General features: G+C 76.4%; 1 protein-coding gene. It reads left to right on the top strand.

Features of this window, described 5'->3' with window-relative positions:
* The first annotated feature begins 111 nt into the window (after positions 1 to 111).
* Complete coding sequence (locus tag AB0F77_RS11695; protein WP_361945331.1) at positions 112 to 14,520, top strand: SDR family NAD(P)-dependent oxidoreductase; 14,409 nt, start codon at positions 112 to 114, stop codon at positions 14,518 to 14,520.
* Positions 14,521 to 14,548: the final 28 nt, after the last annotated feature.

Below are 14,548 nucleotides of genomic sequence, written 5' to 3'. Positions count from 1 at the left end.
CGTACGCCGGTGCCCCCGCCGCACCCGAGCGCCCCGTCGAGGCGCCGTGCCGGCTCCCACCCGTCCCACGGAATCTGCCCGAGCCCGAGTCCACGAGGACACCTGACCCAGATGTCTGATCACGAGTCTCCGCAGCAGTCCCCCACGACGTCCCCGGCGACCCCCGAGAGCGTACGGGCCTGGATGGTGTCGGCCGTCGCCGAGGCGGCCGGGATCGACCCGGCGGCCGTCGACCCGGACCGCCCGATCGCCGAACACGGCATCGGATCACGCCAGTTGGTCACCCTGGCCGCCGAACTCTCCGCCCACCTCGGCCGCACCCTCGACGCCTCCCTCGTCTTCGACCACCCCACGGTCGCGGCCCTCGCGGACGCGCTCTTCCCACGGTCCGGCGCCCCGGCGGCAGCGCGGTCCGCCGCCGGCACCGGCACCGACACCGGCACCGAGGGCGGCACCGAGGGCGAACGGCCCGACGGCGACGTGGCGATCGTCTCCATGGCCTGCCGACTCCCCGGCGGCGTCGAGGACCCCGAGGGCCTGTGGCGGCTGCTGGACTCCGGCACGGACGCCATCGGCGAGGTGCCGCACGGCCGTTGGGACACCCACGCCCTCCTCGCCCCCGACCCGGAGGCCACCGGCACGGCGTACACCCTGCGCGGCGGCTACCTCGACCCCATCGACCGCTTCGACGCCTCCTTCTTCGGGATCTCCCCCAAGGAGGCCGCCGCCATGGACCCGCAGCAGCGGCTCCTGCTGCGCACGGCCTGGGAGACGATCGAACGCGCCGGAATCGTCCCGGAGTCCCTGAACGGCAGCTCCACCGGCGTCTACGTCGGCCTGTACGACAGCGGCTACCTCGCGTCCGCGCCCCTCGGGCGGCTCGACGGGCACGTGGGCACCGGCTCGGCAGCGAGCGTCGCCTCCGGGCGCATCGCCTACACCCTCGGCCTCCAGGGGCCCGCCGTGACCGTCGACACCGCGTGCTCGTCCTCACTGGTCGCCCTCCACCTGGCCGCCCGCTCGCTGACCAGTGGCGAGTGCGACCTCGCGCTCGCGGGCGGCGCCACGCTCCTCGTCACACCGCGCGGACACGTCGAGTTCAGCAGGCTGCGCGGACTGTCGCCGTCGGGCACGTGCAGCCCGTTCTCGGCCGCCGCGGACGGCGTGGTGTGGGCCGAGGGATGCGGACTCGTCCTGCTGAAGCGGCTCGCGGACGCGCGGCGCGACGGCGACCGCGTCCTCTCCGTCGTCAAGGGCTCCGCGATCAACCAGGACGGCCGCAGCCAGGGCCTCAGCGCCCCGAGCGGCCCCGCCCAGGAACGGGTGCTGCGCACGGCCCTGACCGCCGCCGGACTGGAACCGGACGACATCGACTACGTCGAGGCGCACGGCACCGGCACCCCGCTCGGCGACCCCATCGAAGGCCGCGCCCTGGCCCGGGTGTTCGGGCCCGGCCGCCCCGCCGACCGGCCCCTCGGCATCGGCTCCCTCAAGTCCAACATCGGCCACACCCAGGCCGCCGCGGGCATCGCCGGCGTCATCAAGACGGTCCTGGCCCTCGGCCACGGGCGCATCCCCGCGTCCCTGCACGCCGACACCCCCACCGAGCACATCGACTGGACCGACAGCGGCCTGAGCGTACGGACCGAGGCACGGGCCTGGCCGCGCACGGCGGGGCGGGTGCGGCGGGCCGGGGTGAGCGCCTTCGGCATCAGCGGCACCAACGCACACGTCGTGCTGGAGGAGGCCCCCGGGACCGACGCGCCCGCGTGGGACGGTGCCGACGGAGGTGCGCCCGAGGGACATGTGGCCGAGAAACATGTGCCCGAGAGGGAGCCGTCCGGGCAGAGGGGGCGCCTTCCCGCGGAGGCCACGCCGGTCACGACGGACGTGGCGGATGTGCCGGCCACCACGGTGACGCCGGACACGACGGATGCGCCGACCACACCGACCACACCGGCCCCGGTGCCCGCGGTCTCCCCGATCCTCTTCCCGCTCTCCGCCCGCAGCCCCGTCGCCCTCCGGGGCCAGGCCGCCCGCCTCCTCGGCCTCCTCGAAGCGCGGCCCGGGACGCCGCTGCCCTCCGTGGCCGCCGCCCTCGCCCACCACCGCACCCACTTCGACCTGCGGGCCGTGATCCAGGCCGGGGACCGGGACACGCTGCGCACCGCCCTGCGCGCCCTCGCCGAGGACCGCGCCGCCCCCGACACCACCGCCGGCCCCCAACAGGCCCCGCCGCAGGGCAAGGTGGCGTTCGTCTTCCCCGGCCAGGGCGCCCAGTGGACCGGCATGGCCCGCGACCTGCTCGACCGCGACCCGGTGTTCGCCGACGAACTCGACCGCTGCGACGCCGCCCTGCGCCCCCTCACCGACTGGTCCGTGACCTCGGTGCTGCGCGGCGACCCCGGCGCCCCCTCGCTCGACCGCGTGGACGTCGTCCAGCCCGTGCTGTTCGCCGTGATGGTGTCCCTCGCCGCCGTGTGGCGGGCCCGCGGAGTACGGCCCGACGCCGTGATCGGACACAGCCAGGGCGAGGTGGCCGCCGCCTGTGTCGCCGGGGCGCTCAGCCTCAACGACGCGGCGGCCGTGGTCGCGCTGCGCAGCCAGGCCCTCACCCGGCTGTCCGGCACCGGAGCCATGGCCGTCGTCGCCCTGCCCCACACCGCGATCGAGCCCCGCCTCCCGGACGGCGTGGGCGTCGCGGCCGTCAACAGCGGCCGCTCCACCGTGCTCGCGGGCGACCCGGCCCCCCTGGACGCCCTGCTCGCCGAACTGGAGGCGGAACAGGTCTTCGTCCGCCGCCTCGACGTCGACTACGCCTCCCACAGCGCCCACGTGGAACCCGTCCGCGCGGCGATCCTCGACGAACTCGACGGCGTGCTCGCCCTCCCCACGCCCGTCACCTGGTACTCCACCGTCACCGGCGCACCCGTCACCGGCGAACTGGAGGCCGACTACTGGTACACCAACCTCCGCGAGCCCGTACGGTTCGCGCCCACCGTGGCCCGCATGGCCGCCGACGGCTACCGCCACTTCGTCGAGCTGAGCCCGCACCCCTCCCTGCTCACCGCGGTGCGCACCGTCGGCGAGGACACCGGCGACGACCTGCTCGCCGTGGGCTCGCTGCGCCGCGCCGAGGACGGCCCCGCCTGCCTGGACCGCGCCGCCGCCGAACTCCACGTCCACGGACGGCGGATCGACTGGCGCCGCACGGTCCCCGACGCCGCGCCGGCCGATCTGCCGACCTACGCCTGGGACGAGGAACGCCACTGGTCCGAGCCCGAGTCCGGCACCGGAGGACCCGGACCGTTCGACCGCGCCGCGCACCCGCTGCTCGGCATCCAGCTCCGGTCGGCCGACGAGACCCGCTGGACCTTCCGCAACGAGTGGTCCCCGGCCACCGCCGACTGGCTGCCGGACCACACCGTGTTCGGCCGCACCGTGGTGTCCGGCACCACCCTGCTGGAGCTGTGCCGCGCCGCCCTCGCCGTGGCCCGCCCGGACGCCCCGGCCGACGTCACGGACCTGCTCCTGCTCAGCCCGCTCGTGCTGCCCGCGTCCGGCACCGTCGAGGTCTCGGTCGAGGTGGGCACCGCCGGGCCGGTCCCGGAGATCACCGTGCACAGCCGCCCGCGCGCCCGGGACACCGACGGCTGGACCCTGCACGCCACGGCCACCGCCGCCACGGCCGGGGCCCACATGTCTGATATGTCCGGGCATTACACATCCGAGCACCACACCGCCGGACGGCCCCCCGTGTGGCCGGAGACCACCGAGGAGGCGTGGACCCCGGAGACGTACACCCGGCTGAGCGCGCTCGGCCTCGGCTACGGGCCCGCCTTCCAGGGCGTACGGTCGGTGGCCGCGACCGGCGACGACACCCTGCTCGCACGGCTGTCGCTGCCGTCCACGGCCCGGGACACCGCCGACCCCTACCCGGTCCATCCGGCGCTGCTGGACGCCGCGCTGCAGACGGCCGCCGCCCTCGACGCCGACGGGGGACGGGTGCTGCTGCCCGTCGCGGTGGGCCGCTGCGCCCTGCCGCCGGGCGGCCCCACCGACCTCACCGTGTCGGTACGGCGCACGGGTGTCACCGCCACGGACGTCACGCTCGACGTCACCCTGTGGGACACCGACGGGTTCCCGGCCGGCCGGCTCGACGGCGTACGGCTCCGGGCCGCCGACCCCGCCGACGTCATCGCCGCCGCGGAGAACGGGCGGCACCTGTACGAGATCGCCTGGACCGCCCCGGACGGCACCCCCGGCGAACTCCCCACCGGCACCTGGACGGTGACCGGCGACCGCTCCGACCCACAGGTCGAGGCCACCCTGCGGGGCCTCGCCGAGACCGGCGTCGAGGTCCGCGACACCGAGGCGGGCGCCGACGTACACGGCACCGACGCCGACGTACGCGACACCGAGGCAGGAGCCGACGTACACGGCACCGGTGTCGACGTCGTCGTACGGTTCTGGCCGCGACCGGAACCGGACCGCGACCCCGTCGCCGCGGCCCACGGTACGGCGGCGACGGCGCTCGCCGAGCTGCGGGCGCTGATCGACCTGCCGAGGGAACGGGCGCCCGTACGGACCGTGTGGGTGACCCGTGGGGCGATCGCGGCCGGGGAGGCGGACACCGTTCCCGCGCCGCACCTGTCGGTGCTGTGGGGCCTGGCCCGCAGCGCGCGGACGGAACACCCCGACCTCGGGCTGACCCTGCTCGACCTCGACGACGTGGCCGGCCCACACCTCCTGACCGCCGCCCTGGCCCACCCGGACGAACCCGAACTCGCCCACCGCGACGGCACGTTGCTCGTCCCGCGCCTGATACGCGCCCGTGCCGCCGTACCACCGGGCGGGCCGGCCGGGGACGAGCACCCCGGCACCCCCTCCCCGGTCCCCACCGACGGGACCGTGCTGATCACCGGTGGTCTCGGCGCGGTCGGGGCGCACATCGCACGGCTCCTCGCCGAACTGGGCGTACCACGACTGCTCCTGACGTCCCGTCAGGGTGAGCGGGACCCGCGTGCCGCCGCCGTCACCGCCGAACTGGCCGCGCTCGGCGCCGAGACCGAGGTCGTGGCCTGCGACGTCGCCGACGCCGACGCGCTGGCCGGCGTGCTCGACGGCATCGGCGAGCACGCGCCCCTGCGCGGGGTGGTGCACTGCGCGGGCATCCTGGACGACGGAGTGGTGGCCGAGCTGACGCCCGAGCGGCTCGCACGGGTGCTGCGGCCCAAGGTCGACGGCGCCGCGCATCTGCACCGGCTCACCGCGGACCGGCCCCTGGACCTGTTCCTGCTGGTGTCCTCCGCCGCCGGTGTCCTCGGCACCGCGGGACAGGGCAACTATGCCGCGGCCAACGTCTTCCTCGACCAACTCGCCCACCACAGGCGGGCGTCGGGACTCCCCGCGGTCTCCGTCTCCTTCGGAGCCTGGGCCGGCGAGGGCCTGGCCGCCGCCCACGCCGACCTCGACCGCATCGCCCGCCTCGGCCACCGCGCCCTCACCGCGGACCAGGGCCGCGACCTCGTCGCCCTGGCCCTGCGCCGCGGCACCCCGCACCTGGTCGCCGCCGCCCTCGACCTGCCCCGCCTGCGCGACGGCGGCACCGCCGACACCGCGCTGTGGCGCTCACTGCTGCCCCCGGCCCCCGCCGCCCGGGACACCGGCGACCGCCTCGCCGACCGGCTGGCCCGCCTGCCCGAGGCGGAACGCGCCGAACGCGTCCTCACCCTGGTCCGCGAGGAGGCGTCCCGCGCCCTCGGCCTGCGCTCCGCCGAGTCCGTCCGCTCCGACCAGCCGCTGCGCGACCTCGGACTCGACTCCGTCACCGCCGTCGAACTCCGCAACCGCATCGGCGCCCGCATCGGCGTGCGGCTCCCCGCCACCCTGCTGTTCGACCACCCCACGGCGGACCGCCTCACCGCCCACCTGCTCGCCGACGTCCTCGTACCGGACGGCCGCGGCGGCCGTACCGCGGCAGGCACCACGACCGCGCGCACCCCCGCCACCACGACGGCCACCGGCACAGGCACCGGGGCCGGGGCCGACGAACCGATCGCCGTCGTCGCCATGGCCTGCCGGCTCCCCGGCGGCGTCACCGACCCCGAAGGGCTGTGGCGGCTCGTCGCCGAGGGCCGCGACGCGGTGGGCCCCTTCCCTGAGGGCCGCTGGGACGTGGCGTCCCTCTACGACCCCGACCCCGACGCCCCCGGCAAGTCCTACGCCCGCGAGGGCGGCTTCCTGGACGACATCGAGTCCTTCGACGCGTCCTTCTTCGGCATCACCCCGAAGGAGGCGGCGGCCATGGACCCGCAGCAGCGGCTGCTCCTGGAGACCGCCTGGGAGGCACTGGAACGCGCCGGGATCGTGCCCGCGCGACTGGCCGGCAGCACCACCGGCGTGTACGTCGGCATGTTCGGCAGCGACTACCTCGCGGGCTCCCGCCTCGACCAGCTGGACGGCTACGTCGGCACCGGCTCGGCGCTCAGCGTCGCCTCGGGCCGGCTCGCCTACGCGCTCGGGCTGCACGGCCCCGCGATGACCGTCGACACCGCGTGCTCCTCCTCGCTGGTCGCCACCCACCTCGCCGTCCAGGCGCTGCGCTCCGGCGAGTGCGACCTGGCGCTGGCGGGCGGGGTGACGCTGATGGTGACCCCGCAGACGTTCGTGGAGTTCAGCCGGCTGCGCGGCCTGTCCCCGACCGGCCGCTGCCGCTCCTTCTCCGACGACGCCGACGGCGCGATCTGGGCCGAGGGCGCCGGCATGCTCGTCCTGAAGCGGCTCGGCGACGCCCACCGGGACGGCGACGAGGTGCTGGCCGTGCTGCGCGGCACCGCCGTCAACCAGGACGGCCGCAGCCAGGGCCTGTCCGCGCCCAACGGACCCGCCCAGGAACAGGTGATCCGGCGGGCGCTGGCGGTGTCGGGGCTGGAGCCCGCCGACATCGACCACGTCGAGGCCCACGGCACCGGCACCACCCTCGGCGACCCCATCGAGGCGGGCGCCCTGGCCGCCGTGTTCGCCGGCACGCGCCCGGCGGGCCGGCCGCTGCACCTCGGCTCGCTCAAGTCCAACATCGGCCATGTGCAGGCCGCTTCGGGCGTCGCCGGGCTGATCAAGGTGGTGCAGTCGCTGCGGCACGGCACCCTGCCGCCCACCCTGCACGCCGGCACGCCCAGCCGTCACGTCGAGTGGGAGGACAGCGGCCTCGGGCTGCTCCAGGAGGCCGTCGCCTGGCCGCGCACGGACGGTCGGACCCGGCGCGCCGGGGTCAGCGCCTTCGGGATCAGCGGGACGAACGCCCATGTGATCGTCGAGGAGGCACCCCCCGCACCCGGACTCCCCGCCGCCGCGCCCACCGCACCCGCCGCCCCCGAGCCCCCCACCCCCGAACCTCCCTCCGGCAAGCGGCTGTTCGTGCTGTCCGGGCACAACGAGACCGCCCTGCGCGGACAGGCCGCCCGGCTGGCCCGGTACCTCACCCCGGACACCCCGCTGGCCGACGTCGCCCACACCCTGGCCCGCCACCGCACCCACTTCCCCTGGCGCACGGCCCTCGTCGCGGGCGACCGGGACGAACTGCTCTCCTCCCTCAAGGCACTGGCGGCCGGCCGCAAGCCGCTCACCGCGCCGCGCGAGGAACAGCACGGCAAGGTGGCCTTCGTGTTCTCCGGGCACGGCGGCCAATGGAACGGCATGGGGCTGGAGCTGATGTCCCACTCGGCCGCGTTCCGCGAGGAGCTGACCCGGATCGACGCGGCGGTGCGGCGGCGCGTCGGCTGGTCCGTGCTCAACGTGCTGCGCGCACCCGAGGAGTTCTCCCCGCTCGACCGCACCGAGTACCTCCAGCCCGTGCTGTTCGCCGTCAACACGGCCCTCGCCGCCGCCTGGCGGGAACTGGGCGTCACCCCGGACGCCGTGGTCGGGCACAGCCTGGGCGAGATCGCCGCCGCCCACAGCGCGGGCGCCCTCGGCCTCGACGACGCCGTCGCCGTGGTCACCGGACGGGCCCACGCGGTCCTCCCGGTCGTCGGCCACGGCGGCATGCTCGCCGTCGAACTGCCGCCCGCGGACGTCGAGAAGCTGCTGGAGCGCCACCCCGACCACGCCGGCCGGCTGTTCGTCGCGGCCGTCAACGGCCCCGCCGCCACCGCCGTCTCCGGCGACGCGCCCGCGCTCGCCGAACTCCGCGACCACCTCGGCGGGCTCGGCGTCACCACCCGGCCCCTGTCCACGCCGTTCGCCTCGCACACCCCGCTGATGGAGCCGCTGCGCACCGGATTCCTCGACGCCCTCTCCGGCGTGCGCGGGAAGCCGGGGCGGGTCCCGCTGTACTCCTCCGTGCTGGCCGAGCCCGTGCCCGGCGACCGGCTGGACGCCGCGTACTGGTTCGGCAACCTGCGCGAGCCGGTGCGCTTCGCCGACACCGTGCGGCGGATGCTGGAGGACGGCTACCGCCACTTCGTCGAACTCAGCCCGCACCCCTCGCTCCTGGCGTCCGTCGAGGCGGTCGCCGCCGAGGCCGGGATCGAGGCGGTCGGCGTCGGATCACTGCGCCGCCAGCGCGACGGACAGGACGTCCTGCCGGGCAGGCTCGGCGAGTTGTACACGGCCGGACACACACCCGACTGGTCCGCCCTCTTCCCGCGCGGCCGCCGGCTCGACCTGCCCACCTACGCCTTCGCCCGCGAACGCCACTGGCTCGCCCCCGTCCGGGACACCGCGGCCGGCGGCACCTCCCCGCTGCTCGGCACCCATGTCGAGGCCAGCGACGAACCCGGCAAGGACATCTTCCAGAGCGAACTCGACCTGCGCGACAGCCGTTTCGCGTATCTCACCGACCACCGGGTCACCGGCGAGGTCTGGCTGCCCGGCGCCGCCTTCCTCGACATGGTGCTCTCGGCCGCGTCCACGGCCGCCGACGGAGGCGAGGTCCGCCTCACGGACGTGGCGTTCGTCCAGCCGCTCAGGCTGACCGGGGAACGGCCCGTACGGCTCCAACTGGTGCTGCGGCCCGCCGAGGACGGGCACCGGGACTTCACCGTCGCCTCCACCACCGGCGACACCTGGCAGCGGCACGCCACCGGACGCGTCGTCGTCGGACCCGAACAGGACGCACCCGGCGCGGGCGCCCCCACGTCGGACCGGCCCGCGGCGGACGCTCCCGAATCCCTCGCCGCCCTGCGGGAACGGTGCGCGGAACCCGTCGACACGGCCGCCGTGTACGCCTCGCTCGCCGCCCTCGGCATCGAGTACGGCCCCTTCTTCCGGGGCCTGGAGGACGGCCGCCGCGGCGGACCCGTCGCGGTCGGCAGGCTCGCCGCCAGGCCCGCCGCCGGACACACGATCCACCCCGCCGTCCTCGACGCCTCCTTCCACTCGGCCGCACTGCCCGGGAACGCCCCGGAGGGACGGGCGTTCGTGCCCGCGGGGGCCGCGCACATCCGGTTCACCGGACGCCGCACCGCACCCGTCTGGGTGAGCTGCGCACTGCGCCAGGTCGACGGCGACAGCGCCGGCCTCGATCTGAGCCTGTGGGACGAGGACGAACAACTCGTCCTGGAGGCACGCGACTTCCGGCTCGCCGCGCTCTCCCCGCTGGACGGCGCTCTCTTCGAGACCCGCTGGCGGCCCCGCCCCCTCCCGCAGGAGGCACCCGCCGACGGCGGCTGGCTCGTCCTCGCCGACGGGACGGGCGTCGCCGACGAACTCGCCGCCCGCCTCACCGGGCCGGCCCCCCACGTGATCGCGCGCGGCGGACGGGAGTTCACCGACCAGGGCGGCGGCCACTACGTCCTCGACCCCACCGACCCCCGGCAGGTGGCACGTCTGCTCGCCGAGGCGTTCCCCGACGGGCCGCCCGCGCGGATCGTGCAGCTCACCGCGCTCGACGCCCCCGCGATCGACGACGAGCACACCGCCGAGGGGGCCGCCCGGCTGTGCTGCCTGAGCACCCTGCACCTGGTCCGCGCCCTCGCCGCCCACCCGCAGGGACGCCCACCGCGCCTGTTCGTCGTCGTCCGCGGCAGCCAGGCAGCCGGGGACAGCACCCGGGTCACCCACCCGGAACAGGCCCTCGCCTGGGGCTTCGCCCTCGCGGTCGCCCAGGAGCACCCCGAGCTGGCCACCACACTCGTCGACCTGCCACCGACCGGCGGCACCGACGACCTGTGGACCCAGCTGTGGCACGCCGACGACGAACGCCTCGTCGCCCTGCGCGGCGCCGGCCGCCTCGTCCCGCGCCTGGCCCGCACCCGCCCCGACGCCGGGGAGGACCCCGGCCCCGACGGCGTGCACCTGATCACCGGCGGCCTCGGCGGCCTCGGCCGGGTCGTCGCCGAACGGCTGGTGCGGCGCGGCGCCCGCCGTCTCGCGCTGCTGAGCCGCGGCGGGCCCGACGCGGCAGGTGCTGCCTGGATCGCGGACCTGGAGCGGCGCGGCGTCGCCGTGCACCTGGCCCGCGCCGACGTCACGGACCGCGCCGCGCTCGCCGCCGCCCTGGACGCCGTACGCGACGCCGCGGGACCCGTCGGCACCGTCGTGCACGCGGCCGGCGTCCTCGACGACGCCACCCTGGCCAACCTGACCGACGACCGCGTCCGGCGGGTCCTCGCCCCCAAGGTCCTCGGCACCGCCCTGCTCACCGAACTGGTCCCCGAGGCACGGAACCTGGTGCTGTTCGCCTCGGCCGCCGGACTGCTCGGCTCGGCCGGACAGAGCCCCTACTCCGCGGCCAACGCCTTCCTCGACGCCTGGGCCCACCACCTCTCCCTGACCGGACGGCGCGCGCTCAGCCTGGACTGGGGCGCCTGGTCCGGCGTCGGCATGGTCGCCGGGTCCGGCACCCGGGCCGCCGAGACCCGCCGCACCGGCCTCGTCGCCTTCTCCCCGCAGGACGGCGGCGAACTGTTCGACCGGGTCCTGTCCACCGCCCGCCGCCAGCTCGCGCCCCTCGCCCTGGACTGGGAACTGCTGTCCCTCGACCCCGACGCGGTGCGCGACCGGCCCCTCCTCGGCGACCTCGTCACCGTCCCCACCGGCGGCGCGGACACCGACGACCTCGTCAAAAAGGTGTTCGCGGCGACGTCCGACCAGGACCGCGCCGAGTGGCTGGAGGCGTATGTGCGCGCCCGGGTCGGCGAGGTGTCCGGCGGCGCGGTCGACGTGTTCGCCACCACCGCCCTCAAGGAACTCGGCCTGGACTCCCTGATGCTGGTCCGGCTGCGCAACGCCTTCGCCCGCGAACTCGGCGTCGAACTCCCCGCCGCCGACGTGTTCTCCGCCGCCGACGTCCGCGGCCTCGCCCGCACCCTCGGCGACGCCCTGCCCGAACGGCAGGACGTCTCCCCGCCGCAGCCGCAGGCCCCCGCGGCGGCGGTGCCCGAGAGCGAACTGCGGCCCGCCACCCGGGACGTCGTACGGCTCCTGCGCAGCGCCCTGCCGGACATGCCGCCCGCCGCCCACGGCGTCGGCCTCGCCGTCCGCCTCAGCACACCCGTCACCCGCGACACCCTGACCGACGTCCTGGAACGGCTCGCCCGGCGGCACGCGGCCCTGCGCACCGCCGTCGTCACCGGCCCCGAGGGCGGCCGGCACCTGCGGGTCGACCGCGCGCCGACGCGCCCGCTGCTGCGGTGGACGGCCGACCCCGACCCCGACCCCGCCGACCGGCTCCGCCTGCTCCTGGAACCCGCCTTCGACCTGGCCGAGCCGCCGCTGTGGCGGTTCGAACTCCTCGACGGCGCACCCGAGGGACAGCTCCTGGTGTTCGGCGCCCACCACGCCGTCAGCGACCTCCAGTCGCTGCTCCTCGTGGCCGCGGAGATCGACGCCGAACTGTCGGGCACCCGGCTCGACGGCACCGTCACCAACCGGGACGTCGACCTGCTCGTCGAGGCCCAGCGGGGCGGCGGCAGCGCCGGCCCCGAGTGGCGCGAGCTGTTCCGCGGCAGCGAACGGCTCGACCTCACCCTCGCCTCACCGCGGCCCGCCACCCGCTCCTACCGGGCCGGCAGCGTCACCGTCACCGTGCCCGACGGGCTCACGGCACGGGTCGCGGCGGCGGCGAGCGGCCTCGGGGTCACCCCGGCCGCGTTCTGCCTCGGCACCCTGACCGTGCTGCTGGCGAGGACACGGGAGCGTGAACGGTTCGCGCTCGCCGTGCCCGTGGACACCCGCATCCACGCCGACGCGTTCGGCGCGGTGGGCTTCTTCGGCGTCCCGGTGCCGTTCCCCGCCGAGGCGAGGGCGGGGGAGACCGTCGGGGCGGTGCTGCGCCGCACCGACGAGCGGCTTGAGCGGATCCTCGCCAAGGGCGCCATGTTCTCCGACGTCCTCGCGACCCTCGCCCGGCAGGGGCTCCACCGGCCCGGCGCGCCGCTCGTCGAGGTCTACTTCAACTACGTACGGTTCGCCGGGCAGTTGAACCACCTGGAGGTACTGCCCGCCGGGACCGGACACACCGACCTCGACCTGATGATCACGATGACCCCGGACACCGGCACCGTCCGGCTCGACCACAACCTCGACATCCTCGACGCGGCGACCGCCACGGGGCTGGGGGAGCGGTTCCTGGAACTCCTCGACAGGACGACACAGGACCCGACCCTCCTCGCCCGCCCCACCGCGCCCACCACACCGACAGAGCCCGACGAGAGTGACGCGTCCGAGAGCGCCGCACCCGCCGGAAGCACCGCGCCCGAGAGCGCCGCGCCCGTCGCACCCGCCGAGCCCGCCGGACCCGCCGAGCCCGCCGGACCCGCCGGACCCGCCGGACCCGCCGAGCCCGCCGGACCCGCCGGACCCGCCGGACCCGCCGAGCCCGCCGGACCCGCCGGACCCGCCGCACCCGCCGAGCCCGCCGCGCCTGCCGGACCCGCCGGACCCGCCGCGCCCGCAGCCCCCGTCGAGAACGCCGCGCCCGCCGTGTCCGCGGAGCCCGCGGAGCGCGTCGCTCTCGCCGCCACCTTCGCCCTCGGGGATCTGCCGCTGCTGTGCGGGGCCGCCCTCGACGGGGACGGGACGGAGGTGGACGAGGCGCCGTACCACCAGGTCCTCGCGAGCCTCCAGGACCCCGCCGGGGTCCTCGCCGCCCCCGGCACGACCGTCGGCGTGGTGCTGCTGCGCGCCGCGGACCTGGAGCGCTTCGGCCCGGTCGACGACGCCCTGCTCGACGAACTCGCCGCCGCCTACCCGGCCGCGCTGGGGGCCCTCGCCGAACGCACCCGCAGGCCCCTCGTCGTCGGCATCCTGCCGACCGCCGCGGCCGAGGACCGGCTCACCCGCTGGGAGGAGACGCTCGCCGACGCCCTCGACGGACTGCCCGGCATCGCGGTCCTCGGACCCGACGAGTGGACCCGCCACCACCCGGTCGACGAGCGCTTCGACCCCCGCACCGAACGCCTCGCCCACCTGCCCTTCACCCGGCCCTTCCAGGCGGCCGTGGCCCTGCGCCTCGCCGAGGTCGTCCGCGCCGTGCGGCGCCCCGCGCCCAAGGTGATCGCCGTCGACGGCGACGAGACGCTGTGGGGCGGCGTGGCGGGCGAGGCCGGACCGGACGCCGTCGACCTCACCGGGCCGCGCGCCCGGCTCGCGCGCCGGCTGCTGAGGTGGCGGGAGGCGGGCGCGCTGCTGATGCTCGTCAGCAACAACGACGAGGCGACCGTCCGGGCCGTGCTCGACCGGCCCGACAGCCTCCTCGACGCCGAGCACTTCAGCGTGCTCTCCGCCGCCTGGGGACCCAAGCCGGAGCGGCTCGCCGAGGCGGCCCGCACCCTCAACCTCGGCGTGGACGGCTTCCTGTTCCTCGACGACAACCCGGCCGAGATCGCCCGGATGCGGTCCGCCCTGCCACAGGTGCTCTCCGTGACCTGCCCGGCCGCCGACGGACTCGACGCGTTCCTCGGCCGGCTGTGGCCGCTGGTGCCGCTCGCGGCGACCGCCGAGGACACCCTGCGCGCCCGCTTCTACACACAGGAGAAGGAACGGGAGGCCGTACGCGAACGGGGCGGCGGCTTCGAGGAGTTCCTCGCGCAGCTGGAGCTGGAGGTCGACGTCCGGGAACTGACCGGGGACGACGACCCGGCGCGCGCCGAACAACTGGTGCGCCGCACCAACCAGTTCACGCTGCGCGCCCGCTCCGCCGACGGCGGCGACCTCGAACGGTGGCGGCGGCGGGGCGAGGTGTGGACCGCCGCGGCGCGCGACCGGTTCGGGGACTACGGGCAGATCGCCCTGCTCGCCGTGCGCGCCGAGGACGACCGGCTCGACGTCCTGGCCTGGGCGATGAGCTGCCGCGCGCTCGGCCGGGGCGTCGAGGAACGGCTGCTGGGATGGCTGGCCGACCGCGCCGACGCGCTCGGCTGCGCCAAGGTGCGGCTGACGGCGGAGCGCACCCCGCGCAACGTACCCGCCCGGCGGCTGCTGGCCGCGCTCGGCGGCGGCGACCCGGACGACGAGCGGCTGGACGTCGTGGTCACGCCCGAACACCTGCGGGCGTTCCGGTCGTGGGAGCGGTGAGCGACGAGCGGGAGCGGCACGGCACGTG

The organism is Streptomyces sp. NPDC026672 (genome assembly GCF_040638185.1).
Lineage (GTDB): Bacteria > Actinomycetota > Actinomycetes > Streptomycetales > Streptomycetaceae > Streptomyces.
This window is presented reverse-complemented; position numbering and strand designations above follow the sequence as displayed.